The following is a 20219-nucleotide window of genomic DNA, read 5'->3' as shown; positions in this document are numbered from 1 at the left end:
GAGACACGCTTTTCAACATTCTTAGAAAACACAATATGCTTATAACCAGAAAGAAACCCAGCTACAGAACTACCAATTCTTTTCATAGGTTTTACAAACATAAAAACATCATCAAAGATGTACTTGTTAATAGACCTAATCAGGTTTGGGTATCTGATATTACATACATCAGAACTGTAAAAGGATTTTGTTACTTGGCTCTTATAACCGACATGCATTCAAGGAAAATCATCGGTTACGACCTTAGTGATAGCCTTGAGCTTGCAGGCTGCGTAAGGGCTCTCCAAAAAGCCCTGAAACAGGCCGGCAAGCGGTCGCCACAAATACATCACTCTGATCGCGGCATACAATATTGCAGCAATGTGTACACTCAGATCTTAAAGAAAAACAACATCGGTATTAGTATGACCGAAGAAAACCATTGCTATGAAAATGCGGTCGCAGAACGTGTAAACGGTATCTTAAAAGATGAATTTTATCTCGACCAAACCTTTGATAGCGTACAACACGCGAAAAGAGCCACAAAAAGTGCTATTAATCTATACAACCAAATTAGATTACATGTATCTTTAGATTATAAAACACCAAATATGGTATATTTAAAAACAGCGTAAATCAATTTTTAACCTGTAGCCATATTTCAGGACTAGACATTTGGAAATGATTCATATTTGGTGTATATTTACATCAAATAATTAGATTATGTCGAGACAAAGTATATCATTTACAAAGCCGAACGATGAATGGCTAAAATCCCAAGTGGACAATAAAGAATATTCAAGCAAAAGCGAATTAGTTAACGATTTGATTAGACAAGCACGAAAACAGCAAGTACAAATTGACTGGATTCGAGCTAAAATTGAAAAAGCTGAAAATAGCGGATTTACGAATGACAGCAAAGAAAGTATTTTAGCTCAATCAAAGTCTTTGCTAAATGGCTAAATACAAACTGACAAACGAAGCGAAAAATGACTTGATTCGGATTCACCATTATGGAGTTGAAAAATTCGGAATGACCCTAGCGGACAAATATTTCGAGTCTTTTTTTGAATATTTCGACATTATTGCTGAACGACCTTTTTCCTTTGAATCTGTTGACTATATAAAAAAAGGATACAGACGTTGCGTGTATGGAGTTGATAGTATTTACTATAAAGTCAATGAAAACATTGTTGAAATAATAACAATAGTTGGAAGACAAGATTTGAATAAAAAACTATAATGGAATTAAAAAAACTGTAGCCAACAATGTATAACAGCAATTACGGCGGATTCGACTACCCTTCGACTGCGCTCAGGGCAGGCTAGAATCCACTCGGAATTGCTAAAGCCTGTGCCAAATCGAAAATTAACGCATATTAACCTGTAGCTGTATTTCAGGACGAGACATTTTGACCCATGAAATACTCATATTTAATCTAGATTATGAATACCATGAAAAACTTACTAATGAACAATAAATTAGTGAAAATTGGTGAAATCATACTCATTTTTGTTGTAGCATTTGGATTTATAAAAATGTTCGCACCTTTTGCCGGAGACAATATTGTATATAAACAAATAGTGATATGGTTCGCTAACATTTTGATGTTATTTTATGTTTGGCTTGGAATTAAGTTAAGAGACCAAAAATTAAGCGATTTTGGCATAACATTTAATAAGATTTCAATTAAGAAAGGAATTCAGATATTTTTAATTTCCATTTTAGTTTTTATAGCAGCTATAGCTGCTTTTGTTTTAGGGTCAATTATTATGGCAAACATAACGGGTATACCTGAAAGCCCAGATATGAGCAATTACACTTTTTTGCAAAATAATTTAGAATTGCTATTTCTGACACTTATAGGCACTTATATTGTTGCATCATTTGGAGAAGAAGTGATTTATCGAGGATTCATCATTAACAGACTTATTGAATTAGGATTAGATTCTAAGTTTGGAAAAGTTATAGTAATTTTTATCAGTGCATTGATTTTTGGACTAGCTCATTACCAATGGGGACTGATGGGCATTGTGCAAACAGGTTTCATGGGGGCCGTATTAGGTTTTTTTTATCTAAAACTAAAAAAAAGGATTTGGATATTGGTTTTAGCTCATGGATATATGGATACAATACTATTGATTCAGATGTACATGTCGGCCAATTGAAAATATAACTAAGCACAACAATGTATATAAATGGTATTAAAATAAAGGGTTTTGGTTGGTTTCAAACTTTATTTTAACCGAAAGTTTGGTGCTTCGAAATCGCCTACTTTTCATATGCTAACTATTCTGCGCAAGTTGAAGATTCAAATTACACTTGAATAAAAACTATATATAGCATATATAACATGGTAGTTCTAGAAGGTAATACAATATGAAATATTCTATTAAATTCACCACACCCACCAAGGGGCAGAAGATTGCTCCATATATAGCCAAAAATCAAAAAAGCAATGTGCCAAAATCGCAGGCCACAAAGATCCTGTAACAAAACGGGAATAGCCCAAAACCAGGCCCGCCAAAAATGTATATCCAAATAATTCTAATGCGCTGTTGTTAAGATGCTGTAATGGGAAAACAAATAACAACCCTTTGTAGCCAGCGTGCGAAACTGACGCCAATACGATGGCTCCTCTTTGGTTCCATTCCTGGGCTCCTCCCTGTACAAATCCCCTGAAGACTACTTCCTCAATGAAACCGATTAGGATAGCCACTATTACAAATGCACCGACTTTTGATGGTATTGCCGGCAAGCCATCTTCTATTCGTGAATAAATGGCAAGCATAAAGGATAAAATAATTGCAATCAAAATCCAGTTAAATGTCTTCTTAAAAAGCCATAAAGAGCGAGAAAAAACAGATCCTGGGTTGTCTCTATAAATAGAATGCATCCAGAAACCTGACATTACTAACGCAAAAAAAGCAATTGTTTTTGTGGGAAAATCAAAATTGATAAACAAAGAAAAAAACCATAAAGCAGCAGTAAGAGCAAGCGATTTAAATAGAATTCTTATAGATTTTTCATTCATTGACCCCTATGTTTTTTTGGCCTCTAAAAAATAAAACCAGAGACCAGCCAAAGGAATGATAAGTAGCAACCAACCCGAACCCAAACAAGCTCCCGAATTTGGAGTAATGATAGTGTTTGGCAATGCCTGCTTTACTTTCATTACATTAACAGAATCCTTTAAAAAATCATCAGAAAGAGAGAGGTAACGCAGATGATCCAAATTATGGAGCGTTGAATCCAACCCCACTTTACCTGAAACAATAAGGTATTTTAAATTTTTAAGATTTTTGAAATTCCTGTAATCCAATAGGCTATCATTATTTTCAAATTCAAGATATTCCAATTCAGGAAATGAATCCTGAAATACTTCAGTATTTTGCCCAATAAAAGGATCATCAGTTGCATAAAGTGAAAACCATTTAAGCTTGTTTTTCTTAAAGATACCTGAACTAAAAAACCCTTGCTTATTGAGTCGCAAATTTAGGAACTTAAGGTGGGGATGATACTCATAAACAGCATTGAGATTTATGCTATCCGATTCAATGTAAAGGTTCTTTAGCTTTTTCAACATATTTAATGAATTCCAATCAATATCCACTCCTTCATAATCAATAATTTTTACACTCTCTAAATGATGGTTTTCTCTAAAAAAATCGGGACTAATGAAAGTACTGTCTCCATTATTAACAAGAATTATCTCCTTCAAATGAGGAAGGTGCGGAATGTAACCATCACCTTTTGTTGGAACAGAAATCATGAGGGTTTCTAAAGACAGAAATTTGGCAAGAATGGAAAAGGAAATAGAATCTGTTTTATTTTCAATTAATAAAGCCCTCGGGTTAAAATTTTGGGAAACCCAAAGCAAATCCCTATTTAAATGGGCTAATGAGTCCATTTCAGAAAAATAAACTATATCGACATTAGGATTTAGAAGCGCCATTTTTTTCAAATATGGCCTCATGGAATCCCAAATAGGCTTCTCAAATTGGATGGTTTTTAAATGGGAAATTTCCTCTTCTGAAAGTTGATTAAAAAAAGATAGTGGCGGACTATTCTTAGCGATGGAAATCCCGGTTAAATTCCCATTAATAAACAATAATGAATCTAACTGGTGAACACTAATAGTGTCTGCCAAATGCTTATTAACTGCGATAACAAACTCGTCAATGGCAAGCAATTCTCCCTTACGCATCAAAAGGCTACCATACCCAAGGCTGTCCAATGCAGAAAAACTAGCGCTAAAATCTAAAAAACGTACAACGTTTGATCCTTTAAAAGTAATTAATCGGATATCTTCTTCCTTATTACCTTTACATTGCCACAGCAAGAGTATGATAAAGAAAAAAATAAACGAATTGATATTTTTCCTACTCAACATAAAGTATACTTAGGAATTTTTCCTTAAGTCTACTTAAAGATACAAAATAAAGCGTTTGCTTAATTCAATGAATAAAAAAATCTGCAGCCTAAAAAAATCTATGGTTTTGTTGTGAGTATGAAAGGTCCTGTTAACAAAACTAGCTGCTGTTGGTTTACCTTATAGAGATGATTTGATTTGATATATGGTTTTTAAAGTTAAGGTAACTATTTCCCAATCATCTTTTTTTAATAGCTAAAATTAGTAGTAGAAGTTGAGATTTAAATCGACTTTTACTTTGTTTTGTTAATAATTAGCAAATAGAATTTTCCCTAATTAATATCTAAGCATTTAGATACATTTCTTAAAAAAGAAAACCCACATACAACACCATATATAGTTAATTGCTAGTACTCACCTACTTATTAAAATCCTTGCAAATTTTCTTTTTGGTTTGTATTTGCTAAATTAGATGCTTAACCACGCAATTACTCATAGTCGAGACAGTTGTGGTTAATGTCCAAAAACCGAGAAAGCGAATGAATAAAACAATATTTGAGATCACCAAAATGGATTGTCCTTCGGAGGAAAATCTAATCCGAATGAAATTGGATGGAATCTCAAGTATTGCAAATTTATACTTTGATATTCCCAACAGAAAACTGACTGTTTTTCATAGTGGAGATATTGACCAGATCGAAAAGTCAGTGCTTGAATTGAATTTAGGTGGAAAGAAAATCTCGACTGAAAAAACATCTCAAACTAATTATGGAGATAAAGTTGACCAGAAAAAACTGCTCTGGACTGTACTAGGAATTAATTTCGCTTTTTTCCTAATCGAAATGACAACTGGACTAATCTCAAAATCAATGGGACTGGTTGCCGATAGTTTGGATATGCTTGCCGACAGTTTCGTTTATGGAATTAGCCTGTTTGCAGTGGGAGGAACTTTAACACGGAAAAAGAGGATAGCTAAACTTGCAGGATATTTCCAAATTATGCTTGCAACTATTGGATTTATAGAAGTTTTGAGAAGATTTTTCGGAATTGAAAAATTGCCAGACTTTTCGACAATGATTATTGTCTCGATTTTCGCACTTGTCGCAAATGTAATTTGTCTCTACATTTTGCAAAAGTCAAAAAGCAAAGAAGAAGCCCATATGAAAGCAAGCATGATCTTTACTTCAAATGATGTGGTTATCAATTTAGGAGTTATCATTGCTGGACTTTTGGTAAATTGGTTGAATTCAAACAAACCCGACTTAATAATTGGAACTGTTGTTTTCCTGTTGGTAATTCAAGGAGCGTTTAGAATTTTAAAATTAAGTAAATAAAACACTAACCACAGCATGGCTAGAGGAAACCCTAAACAAAACCATAATATGTAATGCAAACCGACTGAGAAAATATGAATTTAAATCAAATAACAGTTCCTTCATTGGATTTGACAAAATCAATCCCTTTTTATGAAAAATTGGGACTTAAATTAATAGTAAAATCTCTACCACACTACGCACGATTTGAATGTCCAAATGGAAACTCGACCTTTTCAATTCATCAAACAGCCCAATTACCAAAAGGAGATGGAATTTATGTGTATTTTGAATGCGAAAACCTTGATGAGCACGTTGAAAATATAAAAAGAAATGGCATTGAATTGGACCAAGAACCAACGGACCAAATATGGTTATGGAGAGAAGCAAGATTAAAAGATGTTGATGGAAATCAACTGATTTTATTTTATGGTGGAGAGAACCGACTAAATCCACCTTGGAGAATAAAAAACTAAAATGAGAATCGAATAAAACACAACACCCAGCAACGTGCAAAACGGCTATAGCTGTATATTGAAAAATTAATGGAAATAAGAAGTTTAGAAGGAATTGATAATAAAGACATTTTGAATGTCTTCAATGAATCATTTTCTGACTATTTCATTCCTTTCAAATTAACTTCCAAACAATTAACATCAAAAATGATTGCTGATAAAACTGACCTCCAATTGTCAGTTGGTGTATTTGAAAATCAAAAGCTCATTGCTTTCATTCTACACGGGTTTGACACCATTAACAATCAAAAGGTAGTATATAATGGCGGAACAGGTGTTATTCCCGAAAAACGAGGTTCTGGATTAACTAAACGAATGTACCGTTTTAATTTGCCAATCTTAGAAAAGAAGGGAATCGATAAAATTATACTTGAAGTTATAGCTAAAAATATTCAAGCTATAAAGTCTTATGAAAAATCTGGATTTAAAACAGTTAGGGAATTAGTATGTTATAAAGGAGAATTTATTCCTAATAAAACAAATAAAGAGGTAGCTATTAAAGAACTTCAAACCTATCCATGGAAGGTAATGGAATCTTTTTGGGATATAAACCCCACTTGGCAAAACTCGAAAAAGGTAATGACAAAACTAAGGACAGAAAACACTGCATTAGGAGCTTACCTTAAAAACCAGTTCGTTGGTTATATTATTTACAATCCAGAAACCAAACGCGTACAACAAATTGCCACTCATAAAGATTTCAGAAAAAAAGGAATAGCTTCGAGTTTAATAAACGAACTGGCAAAAAAGCACGGAAACACTTTTTCTATAATTAATGTGGATAAAAAAGCCGAAAGCGTAACCAACTTTTTTGATTCAATAGGATTTAAAAATGATCTGGAACAGCTAGAAATGGAATTGAAAATCAATAAAAACTAAAGTTATCAAGAACCGAGTTAAAAACTGTTGTTTGCAATTTGCATGCATTACCTTGATTTGGTTTATACTCTCATTAGCATGATCTAAAGTACAAATTTATAGGTATTAAAAATTTGATTTACTACTATTGAATGGAATCGCCCCTGCTAAACATCAACTAAACACCATGGTTTTGTATTCTCTTACTTCTTCAACATAAACATTAGCAAGTTTTCGTATTTTTACTTCCAGACGAACGACCACACCCTTCGGGCAAACGGTAACGTTCGTTTACTAAAAGTGTTATCATAATTTTTAGAACGAGACCGTTTACATGTCTCTAAAACAAACTCATAAAAATGCCCACAAAACGATTAAGTTTCCTTGATAGAAATCTAACATTATGGATTTTTGTTGCTATGGCTGTTGGAGTTGGTATTGGATATTTCATTCCAACTTTTCCAAATATCATAAACTCATTAAGTAGCGGAACAACAAATATCCCAATTGCCATTGGATTGATTTTAATGATGTATCCGCCTTTGGCCAAAGTCAATTACGCCTTATTGCCCTCGGTTTTTAAAAACACCAAAACCCTTTCTATTTCACTCGTTCTAAATTGGATAATTGGTCCTGTTTTAATGTTTTTTTTAGCTATTGTGTTTTTACGGGATTATCCGGAGTATATGGTAGGACTAATTTTGATTGGTTTGGCCCGTTGTATCGCAATGGTTTTGGTCTGGAACGACCTTGCTGAAGGCAGTAGCGAATATGGTGCCGGTTTAGTAGCATTGAACAGTATTTTTCAAGTTTTTGCCTATAGTTTTTATGCCTGGATTTTTATTACAGTTCTTCCACCCTATTTTGGTTTTGAAGGTGCCATTGTAGATATTTCTATCGGGACAATTGCAGAAAGTGTTGCCATTTATTTAGGCATCCCGTTTTTAATGGGCATTTTAAGCAGATTAATTTTAGTGAAACTAAAAGGTGAGGAATGGTATACAAAGAAATTTATTACTAGAATATCGCCAATGACCTTAATCGCATTGTTATTTACTATTGTGATTATGTTTTCGCTTAAAGGAGAATTGATTGTTGAAATACCAATGGACGTTCTTATAATCGCCGTTCCGCTTTTAGTATACTTTACGCTAATGTTTATTATTGGCTTCTTCTCTACCAAAGCAATGGGAATAGAATACGACAAAACAGTTTCGGTGGCATTTACAGCAGCAGGAAACAATTTTGAATTGGCAATTGCAGTAGCTATTGCGGTTTTCGGACTCAATTCAGGACAGGCATTTGCTGGAGTGATTGGGCCATTAGTTGAAGTTCCAGCCTTAATTTTATTGGTTCGGGTTTCATTTTGGTTACGTAAAAAGTATTACGGCAAAACCAACGCTTAAAACCTTACACTTTTGCTAATATTCACAAACATTATATTGTTTTTATGGTGTTGGTAAACTTAAGATATGTTTAATAAAAGTAACCTTGTGAAACGAAAGGCAGTTGTATAAAATCAATTTTTAAACTATAGCCATATTTCTATGCCGTGATCAGAAAAAACATTAATTAAATTAGTAACTTTGAATAAAACGTTTTATCATGAGATCAAAATTACTTCTTCTTCTATTTTTTGTACAAAGTTTTAGTTATGCACAAACGCTAGTATTTCCGCTTTCTAATGGTGGAAATAAAGACCAGGGATCTATTTTTAAATATGACTATTCCAATGGAAACCATGAAGCTTTATTTTTTGATCATGAGATCGAAAAATCAGATCATCGTGGCGTAGGAACCACAAGTCGAGAAAGTAAAGGTCTTTATGTAAGTTCAAACAATTGTATTTATTTCACTTTCGCTGCTGGAGGAACGCACGTCTATGATGCGGACGCTAATGGACAAATTTTGGAACAATTTGACAATAAGAGTTTTTTAAATAAAAACCATATCCTACAAAGCTAAAGTTGGTCATGACATGCATGAGAAACTTTGTAACATATTTTGACCCATTGTAAACTATAGTGAAATGAAACATATTATTAAATCAATTACAATTTTAGTGGTTATCGTAAGCTTCACAACGGCATGTAAAAATGAAAGCACTAACAATACAAAGAAACAAGTAGAAAAAACATTCAGGGAAACGATAACCTATATTTCTAACGATGGAATTCAAAAATATGAATTGCAAATTATGAAAGACAGTATCTATCTTCAAGACATCGCCAATAACAAATTGTATAAAATGGCTCATGTTCACTCTGGAAGTGGCTCTAAATATGAAAGTGCAGATGGTTATGTTTTTTGGAGTAAGGGAAAAGAATATACCTTTTATAAAAATAACAACCCCATCTCTAAAGGCGTATTATTTGATGGTGATACCTCAAAACATATTGGAACTTATGTCTCTGAATTTTACGAGAAAAGAAACGAAGGCTATGATTGGATTGCTGTAAATGTTAGTAATAGCGGAATTAATAAATTAAATATTAGTGTACGTTCTCGTGCAGATAAAAAAAAGCCGACCTGCACATTGAATACCATGGCTTACAAAGTTGATGAAAACAATTATAAAGCCTATGAAAACGATGCAATTATATTATTTTCTTTTGAAGATGGGTACATTTCAATAGATACTGAAAATAAAGATCAGGACAGTGTTTTGCTATATTACTGTAACGGAGGTGCTAGCCTAAAGGGGAAATACAGATTGATTGTTGGTAATGCAGATGAGTCACAAATTGACAAAACGCGATACAAAAAAGTACTTTCATGGGAAAATATTAGATTTAATATTTCATCGGTAAGAAAGGAATACACCAACCAATTAACCATTAACCCTTATGGTCTAACCCAACAAAATACAGCGGTTACACACGATATTGAAGGCGAAGTAACAAATGCAGAAATCGAAGATCTAAATGCAGACGGATTCCCCGAAGTACTGGTGTATATTAATTCTACAGGGAGTGGCAGTTATGGTAGCGTAATTGGTTATTCTGTAAATAATGGTAAATCAATGAGTCAGATATACATGCCCTCAATTTTTGAAAACAAGGAGCTTAATAAGGGATATATGGGGCATGATGAATTTGCTATTGTAGAAACTACTTTCGTTCAGCGATTCCCTATATATAATGATGATGATCCAAATTCAAATCCAACAGGAGGCACACGCCAAATACAATACAAGTTAAAGGATGGAGAAGCATCTAGAAAATTTGTGGTGGATAAGGTCATTGAATATTGATTGGGGTAATATGTAAACAAATTTGAAAGAGAGTTAAGCAATAGCAATATATTTAACCTTAGCTATATTTTAGGGGCAAAGATTTTGACAAGAATTTCAAAAATTGAAAAATGTACTCCTATGATATTTTCAGGGATAGGATTACATGACAAGTATAAATCGATGTGAGAACAAAAAGCTATCGCCAATAGCAGTAAAAAACACGTGGTCAACTGGCCAAACTCCACTAAACGGTTTAGGCACTGTTTTAAAAGCCCTAAATAACACGTCTTAAAATCCAGCAATCTAATTTTTGTCTTGTTACAAATCCTAAGTTTTCATACAATTTGATAGCAGCTTTATTGGATTCGACAACATGTAAAAAAGGGGTTTTATTTTCATTTAAAATTTGATCCGTAAGATGTTTTAGCAGTTGCTTGGCATAGCCGTTTCCTATATGCTCTGGGTGGGTTACCACTGAACTTATTTCTGTATATCCATCCATTTTCATTCGTTCTCCAAGAGCAGCTACCAGCTTATTCCTTTTATATATCCCATAATAATTTCCCAAATCTGATGATTTATTTTTAAATAGGGTTGGAAGTATAGATTTAACCAAATTTGATAGTTCAGCTTTCTGTTTTCTTGATTTCAATTCAACAATACGCTCCTTGATTTTTATACCAATTGGTTTTTTAAGAATCATTTGGCAACAAGATAGATAACCACTAAAAGTAAGACCAATTCCAATCGAAGGTTTTTTTCCAAACACATATAGGTCATCATTAAAGTTGGTGGCGTCAAACATTGCTTCTATTTTCCTTCTATTTGGTGCCAATGCCAAAAAAGGACAATATTCTGGGTTATAAAATTTCAATCCATCACATTCCATAGAATATGGTTTATCTAATTCATTTAAAGAATACCAGACAGGATTGTCTAATTTATACTCTTGTGTATTCACGTGCACTGCTTTTTAATTTAATAACCTATCAGAAAAACAACAAAGACCCCCAAAATGGGTCCTTGTTATTTTTTCCAAATACAAAACTTAATTTAATCCTGAAGTTGTAGAGATACAGGTACCTTGTTAGTCACAATGTCAAATACTGGCGACTTATAAGCAAAGGATATTAATTTCTGTTTTTCTTCTTCTGTCAAGTCTCCTTCAATCTTAAAGTTTACCCTAATTTTTTGATACCCATTTCTAATCGTATCATCTAACCCAAGGAACCCCTGTACATCTAGGTCACCTTCCAAGAAGGACTCTACATGATCAACAGCGATGCCATTTGCTGCAGCATGAAGCATCATTGTAGTAGTCATACATCCGGCCAGTCCATGAAGAATAAATTCCACTGGATTTGCACCTTCATTATTTCCCAATAAAATTGGTGGTTCACTGTTGTCAAATACAAATGGATGCTTTCTAGTCTCATCTTCTGTACATCCTCCATAGAAATCCTGAATAGTACTTCGGTTATGTCCTCCAGAAATCCATTTGTTTCTGGCTCTAAATTTAAATTTTGCAATTTCTGGGTTAGCTTGAATTGCTCCAACGGTATCCATTATATCTTTTGAATTGAATCCGTTTACTTGTCTTTGTAATGTTTCCATTTTTTTAAATTTTTAAGTTAATACTGATTCTTATTAAGCAGCGATTATGCCAAAATTGTAAAGCATTGAATACCAGTATATTATAAATTGTGTTGTAAATTTTAAATGTCGATATTTCGTCATTATTAAATTTTTAGGTAACTTAATTTCGTTAAACAGATAAAAGGTTATAGTTATGGGAGAAAAAAAAAGAATACCTGGATTAATTGCACTTAAGCAAATTATTGAAACGACATCCTCGCACACAGGAAAAGACTTTTTTAAGGCTCTTGTTAAACATCTCGCTGAAATTTTAGACGTATATGGCGTTTGGGTAACCGAATTTTGGCCTAAACAAAACAAGCTAAATGCGCTTGCTTTTTATCTGGATGGAGCTTTTGTAGACGAATACATATACAACGTAGCCAATACGCCATGTGAACCTGTTTTGGGAAGTGAGGATATCTGCCATATTCCAAAAAATGTTATACAACTCTATCCAAAAGATCCCGATTTAAAACCTTTGGGAGCGGTTAGCTATATGGGTATTTCGTTAAGAGATAATGATGGTAGTGTAATTGGTCATTTAGCCTTGTTAGACAATAAACCCATGGCTGAACTCCCAGAGGTATTTGCTATTTTCAAAATCTTTGCGTCTAGGGCAGCAGCAGAATTGAGAAGGGAAAAAGTACAAAAAAAAATAATTGAAAGCGAGTCTAAACTCAACAGATTGGTCAACGGCACCTCTGATGCTATAATAGAGTTTAATGCCGATTTTAAAATCACACAAGTAAATGAAGCGGCCACCACCCTATTTACTCGAAATACCAACTCCTTTTTAGACAAGGATATAAAAGAACTGTTTAGTGCCAAATCGTATTCTAAGTTAAAATCAATTCTTCCTCAGCACAAGGTATTAAGCAATAAATTTGGCGCCCTACATATTAATGAACCATTGCTATGCTTTAATTCAAAAACAGAATCTTTCCCAGCAGACATCAATCTTTCATGCTATAAATTCAATAATGAAATGTTTTATGTTTTATACATTAAAAACATAAAGGAGCAGGTTTCCGATAAAATAAAAATCAAAGCCTTAAATACTGAAACCATCATGCTTAAGGAAAAAATTAAATCGCAACAGTTTGATTATATAATTGGCAGGAGTGATTCTATTAAAAAATGTCTTGAACTGGTAAGCCAAGTTGGTCCCACAGGAGCCAATGTTCTTATTCAAGGAGAAACTGGAACCGGTAAAGAGTTATTCGCCAAAGCTGTACATGACGCTAGTGAACGTAAAGACAAGAGTATGATTACTTTAAACTGTGCTGCCCTCCCTTCAGAACTCATAGAAAGTGAATTATTCGGACACGTTAAAGGAGCTTTCACAGGTGCCATGAGCGCTAGGGAAGGTCGATTTTCCTTGGCTGATCAAAGCACCCTTTTTCTTGATGAAATAGGAGAATTACCTTTAACACTTCAAGTCAAACTATTAAGGGTTTTACAGGAAGGAACTTTTGAACCTGTTGGGAGTTCGGAAACTAAAAGTGTGGACGTGAGAATAATTGCTGCCACTCATAGAGACTTAAAAGAACTGGTAGAAAAAGGAACATTCAGGGAAGACCTTTACTATAGACTTAATGTTTTTCCCATACAAATTCCTGCACTAAGAGAGCGAGGTAAAGACATAGAACTTCTGGCAACTGCCTTTTTGGATAAACTAACAAAAAAAAATGCATTATCTATATATCCACTATCGAAATCAGATATCAAAAAATTATATAACTATCACTGGCCAGGAAATGTCAGGGAATTACAAAATGTTTTAGAACGATATGTGATAACCAGTAGTGATGGCAATTTAAGTTTAAATGAATTTTTACCAGTTCCTCCTATTAAAGAAAAAAAGGTTTTGAATACTTCAAATATTTTTACCTATAAAGAAATGGAACATATTGAAAGAGAAAATATTGTTAAAGCACTAAATCTAACAAATTGGAAAATATCAGGAGCAGATGGGGCTGCCGAGTTATTAAAAATTCCTAGAACGACGCTTACCTCTAAAATTAATAAATTCTCAATAAAGAGAATGGCAATGTAATATTTTTAACCCAAAAATTATATTCATGATAAATTAGAAGTAACAGATGGCTATTGCATTATTATACAAAAGGTAAAAAAACCTATTCTACTTCTCTCTGGAGGACTGGTTTATTGAACTAATAAATGAGGAACACAGACAATTTCTCGAATAACTTATAAAACCATGCTCATTAACCAATATAACAGATAGGTCATAGCCTGATAGTTAAACCTTAGACCGTAAACCAACCAAACCATCATACCTGCTTGTAAAAATGGCAATTGATAAATGTAAGATAACTTTAGATATACTTTTCCATTCCAATAGGAACATACAATACGATTCATAAGAAGTTTAGAAAATTACTATCATCAATGAATAGGTCGCTCAATAGGGACAGAAAAGGTGATTATCGATATAATACTACGATTGAAAGCTTCTTTAAATTACAAAAAATCACCTAAAAAAATAGAATACAAATTTCATCATTTAATTAATCCTGTGCATAGTCATTAAAAAATATCCGTTTTTTGTTGCAAGTTCAAGCCTACAACGCACAATTTTAATATCTCTTTTTCCTAGTTGAAAATCATCACAATTTTGCTATCTTGCTTTGTGACCCTATACAAACACCCCAACTAAAAGTTAAAGCTTAAATACATAAATTAAATGAAGGATACGAATTATGTATTTTTACTTTTGGCATTAGCAGCCGAAATAATTGGTACTATTGGTGGTTTTGGATCTTCGGTGTTCTTTGTTCCGCTAGGAAATTTTTATTTCGATTTCTATTCTGTACTTGGATTGACGGCAATTTTTCATTTGTCGAGTAATTTGAGTAAAATTTTCCTCTTTAAAAAGGGATTGAACATAAGACTATTACTATATATTGGAATTCCCTCTGTAGTTTTTGTTGTTCTGGGAGGTATAATGTCAAAATTTCTTGATACGTACTTTTTAGAAATCTTTTTAGGAATATTTCTTATAGGCTTGAGTATTTTATTTCTAATAAAAAATAAAATTGTAGTTCATGCAAAAAACAAAAATGCTATAATTGGGGGGTCCCTGTCCGGATTTTCAGCTGGATTGCTTGGCACCGGTGGTGCGATCCGCGGTTTAACCATGGCCGCTTTTAACTTAGAAAAAAGTGTATTTATCGCAACATCGGCTTTTATTGATTTTATAATAGACTTTTCCAGAACATTTGTTTATTACAACAATGGTTACATTCATAAACATGACTTAAAGTATGTACCATTTTTATTTGTTATTGGATTGATTGGGTCCTTTATAGGCAAAAAGGTTTTGGCTTATATACCACAATCAAAATTTCGAAGATTGTCATTATTATTCATTTTGTTTATTGGTATTACTACTTTACTTAGAATTTTCATAACACAAATTGAATAATGCAATCAGCTAACAAGACCTATGATCTATATTGTTTTGGTCAAAAAAAACACTGAAAATCATACGATTAACAATGTTTTTATTTTAACCTAACCTAGGTTAGTCGGGGTGGCAGGATTCGAACCTGCGACCTCCTGCTCCCAAAGCAGGCGCGATGACCGGGCTACGCTACACCCCGAAAAGGGATGCAAATATAATTTTATTTATCTGTATCGCAATCATATTTTTTTAATTTTTTATTACAAAAACTATACTTTAGCCCAATAATTGCAAGTAGCATAGTGCATTTGTTTATAAATAGATATTTAATTTATTTTTTTTTAGCCTTATCTAGTTTAGGTTATGGACAAGCTATGATAAAAGGCAAAATTATTGAAAGCGAAAATGGTACAGCACTGCCAGATGTTATAATCATCAATAACGATAACCAAACCAAGACCTTCTCACTTTTTGATGGTACTTTTCAAGTTTTAACGGAAGGCACTTACCTGTTTAAAAAAGACGGTTATATGTCAAAACCATTTAAATTAAAGAAAAACACTTTTTATGTTATTCAATTAAACCAAAATCCTTCTCTGTTAAATGAAATTATTGTTCAGTCTAACATTATCCCTAAAGTACTAAAAACCTCAACAGCATCACTAAACCTTATTACTACAAAAGATATCCAACGTTCAAATAATATTAATTTTTCTCATGTTTTAAACAGAGTACCAGGCATTTTTATGCAAAGTGGGGCTCTTAATACTAATAGAATCACGATAAGGGGCATTGGATCTAGAACTGACTTTGGAACCTCAAAAATTAGAGCCTACTTTAAGGATATTCCATTAACCAATGGCAGTGGCGAAACTACTATTGAAGATTTTGAGCTTGCTTCCATTTCAAGTTTCGAGATCGTTAAAGGTGCTGTATCCAGCAGTTATGGTGCTGGTCTAGGTGGTGTTATACAACTTAAACCCAAAAATACCCTATTTAACCAAACCAACATAAACACTGAGTTTTCTTTTGGATCTTTCGGACTCTCCAAACAGGTTATAAATCTAAATTTTGGAAGCACAAAAAATAGTGTTAATGCTATTTATAGCAATACGGATAGTAATGGTTACCGCGATAACAACAACTATACTAGGCAGACTTTTACTTTTAATACCAATCACTTCTTAAATGCAAAAAACAAACTATCCTTTTTAACCAGTTACGTTGACTTAAAAGCTTATATACCGAGTTCGCTTAACGAAGATGATTTTATGAACAACCCCAAGAAAGCAGCTTTTACTTGGGGGCAAGCACAGGGCTACGAAGATAGTGAGCGGGCTATTTTAGGGCTATCATGGCAACACGACTTTAACACAAAACTAATCCAACATACTAGTTTGTTTACTTCATACAGAAAAGCTTATGAACCCAGACCTTTTAACATTCTGGATGAAAGTACATGGGGCATAGGTTTAAGAACACGTCTTTTAGGCAATACAAAATGGTTAAATAAAAAACTAAAATGGACTATTGGAATAGAACTATTTAAGGATTTGTACAAATACAAAACAATTGAAAACTTGTATAAAGATTTCCCTATCGGCACAGGAAGTGTAAAAGGTAATATATTAACTAACTTTAAAGAAGATAGAAGTTATTACAATATTTTTACAGAATCCTATTTAGAAGTTTCGAAAAACACCACCCTATCCTTAGGTTTGAATCTTAATAAAACGGCTTATAAATTAGATGACAAGTTTCCTGTATCCCAAGTAAATCCAGATCAATCGGGAAGTTATAAATACAGGAACATAGTCTCTCCAAAACTTGGGGTGAATCATTTAGCCTTCAAGGATATTAGCATATTTTCCAGTATCTCACATGGCTTCTCTCCGCTTTCAGCTAATGAAACACTTTTACCTAATGGTCAAATTAACAACCAATTAAAACCTGAAACTGGTTGGAATTTTGAAATCGGTTCTCGTGGTATGGCACTAAAGAACAAGCTTCGGTTTCAGTTATCTATATATCGCTTAGCCATTAAAAATCTTTTGGTCTCCAGAAGAACAGATTTTGATGAGTTTATAGGCATCAATGCTGGTAAAACACGACACAATGGTCTGGAACTGGATTTAAACTATAATTGGTTGCAAACCAAAACACTTAAAATGACTTCTTTTATTAGCTACTCATTAAACAATTATAAGTTCAAAGTATTTATAGACGACAACAACGACTTCTCCGGAAATGATCTAACAGGGGTTCCTTCGAATGTGCTTAATGCGGGGCTAGATATTAATTTTAATCTAGGACTATATGGACATATAACCCATCAACATGTTGGAAGCATGCCAATAACAGATAGTAATAGCCTGTACTCTAACAGTTATAATTTAACCCATTTAAAAATGGGGTACCTTTTAAGTATTAATAAATCATTAAAAGTTAATGTTTTTATGGGTATAAACAATATATTTGACACGCATTATGCCTCACAAATACTAATTAACGCTACTGGGTTTAATGGAAGTGCACCGCGATATTATTATCCCGGAAACCCTACCAATTACTTTACAGGATGCATTTTAAATTATATATTTTAAAACATTGAATTGTATATCATGAAAAAGATTAACTCCCTTCTAATTATACTATTTATAGCATGTGCAGCTTGTGCACAACAAACAGAATCTGAAGTAAAAGCTGAAAATCCGATTGCTTTAAATTACAGTACAGAATTGATTGTTCCAGACTTAAATATACCTTGGGGCTTAGCTTTTTTGCCTGATGGCAGTATGCTAATTACCGAAAAATTAGGGACACTCATTCATTTTAAGGATGGACAAAAAACCACTATCGAAGGCGCGCCAGAAGTATACATTAGAGGTCAGGGTGGTTTTCTGGATATACAATTGCATCCCGATTATGAAAACAATGGGTGGATTTACATGACCTATAGTTCACAGGAAGGCGAAGGTGATGGTGGAAATACGGCTTTAATGCGAGCAAAACTAAGCAGTAATTCTCTGGTAGAAAAGCAAGTGCTGTATAAAGCAGTACCTAACACCAAAAAGGGGCAGCATTGGGGATCTAGAATCGCTTTTGACAATGAGGGATATTTATACTTTTCGGTTGGAGATAGGGGTAACAGGGACGTTAATCCACAAGACATCACCAAAGACGGCGGTAAAATTTATAGGCTAAACGATGATGGCAGTATACCCGCCGACAACCCTTTTGTGAATACCGAAAACGCTAAAACCGCTATTTTTAGCTATGGACACAGAAACACACAAGGGATGGTAAAAAACCCATTTACAGGTGCCATTTGGGTAAACGAACACGGCCCACAGGGCGGCGATGAAATCAATATCATCCAAAAAGCAAAAAATTACGGTTGGCCCATAATATCTTATGGTATTAATTACGACGGTACCTCCTTTACCGATTTAACCGAAAAAGAAGGCATGGAACAACCCTTGTTCTATTGGGTCCCTTCCATTGCTCCTTCTGGAATGACTATTGTATCTTCAAATGAATACCCCGATTGGAAAGGCAATGTGCTTGTAGGCTCTTTAAAGTTTAAGTACTTAGAACGTCTTGTTTTGGAAAACAATAAAGTTATAAAACGCGAAAAGCTATTTGAAGATATTGGTAGAGTAAGAAATGTTATTGAATCCCCTAATGGATATATCTATATAGCCGTAGAAGGAAAAGGCATTTACAAAATAGTTCCAAAACAATAGTATTTATAGAAATAAAAATTTCAAACAGTGGTTAACCACTATAATTAAGAAGCATTTAGCACATGAAATTATTCACCATATACCTCATAACCTTAACATCACTTTACCTATTAAACCCCAACAACAAAGAACCCCTAACCCAACAAACACCTTTAGAAGCCAGTATCGCACGCGGCAGTGAAATTTATACCGATTTCTGTGCTACCTGCCATATGCCCAATGGAGAAGGTGTTGAAACGGTTAATCCGCCATTGGCAAAATCAGATTTTCTAATAAAAAATCGTGAGGAAAGCATAAAAGGCATTAAATATGGTCGGCAAGGAGAAATAACTGTAAATGGCAAAACTTACAATGGCATTATGGCGCCTTTAGGACTTAGTGATGATGAGGTTGCTGATGTGATGAATTATATTACCAACAGCTGGGGTAATAAAAATGATAAAATGGTGACGGAAGAAGAAGTTTTTAAAATTAAAAAATAAGTTTCAACATTTAATTAATTTTGTAAGACTAACTCAAACATGAATTATGTTAATTATAGGAATTGCTGGTGGTACTGGCTGTGGCAAAACCACGGTTGTCAATCAAATACTAAATGAACTACCCGAAGGCGAAGTTGGTGTGATTTCACAGGACTCCTATTATAAGGACACGTCACACTTAACCTATGAAGAACGTGTAAATATTAATTTTGACCATCCAAGATCTATTGATTTTGATTTATTGGTATCACAATTAAAAGACCTGAAAAACAATATACCAATACACCAACCTGTTTACTCATTTGTTAAGCACAATAGAACGGGAGACACTATTTTAACCCATCCCAGAAAGGTGATTATTGTTGAAGGTATTTTAATTTTAACCAATCCTGAACTTAGGGACATGTTCGATATAAGAATGTTTGTTCATGCCGATACAGACGAACGCCTAATAAGGCGTTTAAAGCGAGATATTTCTGAACGTGGCAGGGATTTAAACGAAGTGCTCACCCGATATCAAACCACGCTAAAACCCATGCACGACCAATTTATTGAACCAATGAAAGAATATGCAGACATCATCATACCAAACAATAAATACAACACAGTGGCTATAGATATCGTTAAAACTATTATATACAACAAACTTTAAA

At 33.6% G+C, this 20219-nt stretch carries 21 protein-coding genes and 1 tRNA gene; 16 read left to right on the top strand and 6 right to left on the bottom strand.

What is annotated here, in order from left to right; all coding sequences use genetic code 11:
* The 4 genes from K7G79_RS11475 to K7G79_RS11460 form a co-directional block, all read left to right on the top strand.
* Positions 1–614, top strand: a 614-nt coding sequence (locus K7G79_RS11475; protein ID WP_223551726.1) for an IS3 family transposase, incomplete at its 5' end; no start/stop codon positions are given.
* A gap of 88 nt (positions 615–702) precedes the next feature.
* Positions 703–942 (top strand): CopG family transcriptional regulator, encoded by a 240-nt coding sequence (locus tag K7G79_RS11470; protein ID WP_110476599.1) that lies wholly within the window; start codon positions 703–705, stop codon positions 940–942.
* Positions 935–1222, top strand: a complete 288-nt coding sequence (locus tag K7G79_RS11465) for a type II toxin-antitoxin system RelE/ParE family toxin (protein ID WP_223551725.1) — start codon at positions 935–937, stop codon at positions 1220–1222. The genes K7G79_RS11470 and K7G79_RS11465 overlap by 8 nt, the downstream gene beginning before the upstream one ends.
* A gap of 227 nt (positions 1223–1449) precedes the next feature.
* Positions 1450–2148, top strand: a complete 699-nt coding sequence (locus K7G79_RS11460; RefSeq protein WP_223551724.1) for a CPBP family intramembrane glutamic endopeptidase — start codon at positions 1450–1452, stop codon at positions 2146–2148.
* 230 nt (positions 2149–2378) lie between these two features.
* On the opposite strand, the gene K7G79_RS11455 is transcribed toward K7G79_RS11460, so the two are convergent.
* Together K7G79_RS11455 and K7G79_RS11450 are read right to left on the bottom strand one after the other, a co-directional pair.
* Complete coding sequence (locus K7G79_RS11455; protein ID WP_223551723.1) at positions 2379–3014, bottom strand: CPBP family intramembrane glutamic endopeptidase; 636 nt, start codon at positions 3012–3014, stop codon at positions 2379–2381.
* Positions 3015–3020: 6 nt separating this feature from the next.
* Positions 3021–4373: a hypothetical protein gene (locus tag K7G79_RS11450; RefSeq protein WP_223551722.1), complete on the bottom strand. Its 1353-nt coding sequence runs from the start codon at positions 4371–4373 to the stop codon at positions 3021–3023.
* A 518-nt stretch (positions 4374–4891) separates the two neighbouring features.
* On the opposite strand from K7G79_RS11450, the gene K7G79_RS11445 reads away from it, so the two are divergent.
* The 6 genes from K7G79_RS11445 (at position 4892) to K7G79_RS11420 (ending at position 10291) form a co-directional block, all read left to right on the top strand.
* Positions 4892–5686: a cation transporter gene (locus K7G79_RS11445; protein ID WP_223551721.1), complete on the top strand. Its 795-nt coding sequence runs from the start codon at positions 4892–4894 to the stop codon at positions 5684–5686.
* A gap of 74 nt (positions 5687–5760) precedes the next feature.
* Positions 5761–6141, top strand: a complete 381-nt coding sequence (locus tag K7G79_RS11440; protein ID WP_223551720.1) for a VOC family protein — start codon at positions 5761–5763, stop codon at positions 6139–6141.
* 69 nt (positions 6142–6210) lie between these two features.
* Entirely contained in the window at positions 6211–7059 is an 849-nt protein-coding gene (locus K7G79_RS11435) for a GNAT family N-acetyltransferase (protein WP_223551719.1), read from the top strand.
* A 338-nt stretch (positions 7060–7397) separates the two neighbouring features.
* Positions 7398–8444 carry an ACR3 family arsenite efflux transporter gene (gene arsB, locus K7G79_RS11430; protein ID WP_223551718.1) on the top strand — a complete coding sequence of 349 codons (1047 nt, stop codon included), beginning with the start codon at positions 7398–7400 and terminating at the stop codon, positions 8442–8444.
* A gap of 199 nt (positions 8445–8643) precedes the next feature.
* A complete protein-coding gene (locus K7G79_RS11425; RefSeq protein ID WP_223551717.1) occupies positions 8644–9003 on the top strand; it encodes a hypothetical protein in 360 nt (119 codons plus the stop codon).
* Positions 9004–9067: 64 nt separating this feature from the next.
* Complete coding sequence (locus tag K7G79_RS11420) at positions 9068–10291, top strand: MliC family protein (protein ID WP_223551716.1); 1224 nt, start codon at positions 9068–9070, stop codon at positions 10289–10291.
* A gap of 256 nt (positions 10292–10547) precedes the next feature.
* On the opposite strand, the gene K7G79_RS14805 is transcribed toward K7G79_RS11420, so the two are convergent.
* Together K7G79_RS14805 and K7G79_RS11410 are read right to left on the bottom strand one after the other, a co-directional pair.
* Positions 10548–11234 carry a GNAT family N-acetyltransferase gene (locus tag K7G79_RS14805; protein ID WP_223551715.1) on the bottom strand — a complete coding sequence of 229 codons (687 nt, stop codon included), beginning with the start codon at positions 11232–11234 and terminating at the stop codon, positions 10548–10550.
* Positions 11235–11326: 92 nt separating this feature from the next.
* Positions 11327–11887 (bottom strand): OsmC family protein, encoded by a 561-nt coding sequence (locus tag K7G79_RS11410; RefSeq protein WP_223551714.1) that lies wholly within the window; start codon positions 11885–11887, stop codon positions 11327–11329.
* Between the two features lie 175 nt (positions 11888–12062).
* On the opposite strand from K7G79_RS11410, the gene K7G79_RS11405 reads away from it, so the two are divergent.
* Positions 12063–13967 carry a sigma 54-interacting transcriptional regulator gene (locus K7G79_RS11405; RefSeq protein WP_223551713.1) on the top strand — a complete coding sequence of 635 codons (1905 nt, stop codon included), beginning with the start codon at positions 12063–12065 and terminating at the stop codon, positions 13965–13967.
* Positions 13968–14122: 155 nt separating this feature from the next.
* Here the strand turns inward: K7G79_RS11405 and K7G79_RS11400 are convergent, their stop codons facing one another.
* The gene (locus tag K7G79_RS11400) at positions 14123–14296 is read right to left on the bottom strand and encodes a hypothetical protein (RefSeq protein ID WP_223551712.1); all 174 of its coding nucleotides are present in this window, start codon (positions 14294–14296) and stop codon (positions 14123–14125) included.
* Between the two features lie 322 nt (positions 14297–14618).
* On the opposite strand from K7G79_RS11400, the gene K7G79_RS11395 reads away from it, so the two are divergent.
* Complete coding sequence (locus K7G79_RS11395; RefSeq protein ID WP_223551711.1) at positions 14619–15359, top strand: sulfite exporter TauE/SafE family protein; 741 nt, start codon at positions 14619–14621, stop codon at positions 15357–15359.
* A 103-nt stretch (positions 15360–15462) separates the two neighbouring features.
* Here the strand turns inward: K7G79_RS11395 and K7G79_RS11390 are convergent.
* Positions 15463–15537: transfer RNA gene (locus K7G79_RS11390), tRNA-Pro, on the bottom strand.
* A 175-nt stretch (positions 15538–15712) separates the two neighbouring features.
* Between K7G79_RS11390 and K7G79_RS11385 the strand changes: the two genes are divergently transcribed.
* The 4 genes from K7G79_RS11385 (at position 15713) to udk (ending at position 20218) form a co-directional block, all read left to right on the top strand.
* Positions 15713–17941 carry a TonB-dependent receptor domain-containing protein gene (locus tag K7G79_RS11385; protein WP_223551710.1) on the top strand — a complete coding sequence of 743 codons (2229 nt, stop codon included), beginning with the start codon at positions 15713–15715 and terminating at the stop codon, positions 17939–17941.
* An 18-nt stretch (positions 17942–17959) separates the two neighbouring features.
* A complete protein-coding gene (locus K7G79_RS11380) occupies positions 17960–19084 on the top strand; it encodes a PQQ-dependent sugar dehydrogenase (RefSeq protein WP_223551709.1) in 1125 nt (374 codons plus the stop codon).
* A 62-nt stretch (positions 19085–19146) separates the two neighbouring features.
* Complete coding sequence (locus K7G79_RS11375; protein ID WP_223551708.1) at positions 19147–19566, top strand: cytochrome c; 420 nt, start codon at positions 19147–19149, stop codon at positions 19564–19566.
* Between the two features lie 46 nt (positions 19567–19612).
* Positions 19613–20218, top strand: a complete 606-nt coding sequence (gene udk / locus K7G79_RS11370; protein ID WP_223551707.1) for a uridine kinase — start codon at positions 19613–19615, stop codon at positions 20216–20218.
* Position 20219: the final 1 nt, after the last annotated feature.

The organism is Aestuariivivens sp. NBU2969, assembly GCF_019931125.1.
Lineage (GTDB): Bacteria > Bacteroidota > Bacteroidia > Flavobacteriales > Flavobacteriaceae > Aestuariivivens > Aestuariivivens marinum.
This window is presented reverse-complemented; position numbering and strand designations above follow the sequence as displayed.

Bases quoted from the DNA above. Each gene is read 5' to 3' on its own strand.
- K7G79_RS11470 (WP_110476599.1), top strand. From the start codon at position 703: ATGTCGAGACAAAGTATATCATTTACAAAGCCGAACGATGAATGGCTA.
- K7G79_RS11465 (WP_223551725.1), top strand. From the start codon at position 935: ATGGCTAAATACAAACTGACAAACGAAGCGAAAAATGACTTGATTCGG.
- K7G79_RS11460 (WP_223551724.1), top strand. From the start codon at position 1,450: ATGAACAATAAATTAGTGAAAATTGGTGAAATCATACTCATTTTTGTT.
- K7G79_RS11455 (WP_223551723.1), bottom strand. From the start codon at position 3,014: ATGAATGAAAAATCTATAAGAATTCTATTTAAATCGCTTGCTCTTACT.
- K7G79_RS11450 (WP_223551722.1), bottom strand. From the start codon at position 4,373: ATGTTGAGTAGGAAAAATATCAATTCGTTTATTTTTTTCTTTATCATA.
- K7G79_RS11445 (WP_223551721.1), top strand. From the start codon at position 4,892: ATGAATAAAACAATATTTGAGATCACCAAAATGGATTGTCCTTCGGAG.
- K7G79_RS11440 (WP_223551720.1), top strand. From the start codon at position 5,761: ATGAATTTAAATCAAATAACAGTTCCTTCATTGGATTTGACAAAATCA.
- K7G79_RS11435 (WP_223551719.1), top strand. From the start codon at position 6,211: ATGGAAATAAGAAGTTTAGAAGGAATTGATAATAAAGACATTTTGAAT.
- arsB (WP_223551718.1), top strand. From the start codon at position 7,398: ATGCCCACAAAACGATTAAGTTTCCTTGATAGAAATCTAACATTATGG.
- K7G79_RS11425 (WP_223551717.1), top strand. From the start codon at position 8,644: ATGAGATCAAAATTACTTCTTCTTCTATTTTTTGTACAAAGTTTTAGT.
- K7G79_RS11420 (WP_223551716.1), top strand. From the start codon at position 9,068: ATGAAACATATTATTAAATCAATTACAATTTTAGTGGTTATCGTAAGC.
- K7G79_RS11410 (WP_223551714.1), bottom strand. From the start codon at position 11,887: ATGGAAACATTACAAAGACAAGTAAACGGATTCAATTCAAAAGATATA.
- K7G79_RS11405 (WP_223551713.1), top strand. From the start codon at position 12,063: ATGGGAGAAAAAAAAAGAATACCTGGATTAATTGCACTTAAGCAAATT.
- K7G79_RS11400 (WP_223551712.1), bottom strand. From the start codon at position 14,296: ATGAATCGTATTGTATGTTCCTATTGGAATGGAAAAGTATATCTAAAG.
- K7G79_RS11395 (WP_223551711.1), top strand. From the start codon at position 14,619: ATGAAGGATACGAATTATGTATTTTTACTTTTGGCATTAGCAGCCGAA.
- K7G79_RS11385 (WP_223551710.1), top strand. From the start codon at position 15,713: ATGATAAAAGGCAAAATTATTGAAAGCGAAAATGGTACAGCACTGCCA.
- K7G79_RS11380 (WP_223551709.1), top strand. From the start codon at position 17,960: ATGAAAAAGATTAACTCCCTTCTAATTATACTATTTATAGCATGTGCA.
- K7G79_RS11375 (WP_223551708.1), top strand. From the start codon at position 19,147: ATGAAATTATTCACCATATACCTCATAACCTTAACATCACTTTACCTA.
- udk (WP_223551707.1), top strand. From the start codon at position 19,613: ATGTTAATTATAGGAATTGCTGGTGGTACTGGCTGTGGCAAAACCACG.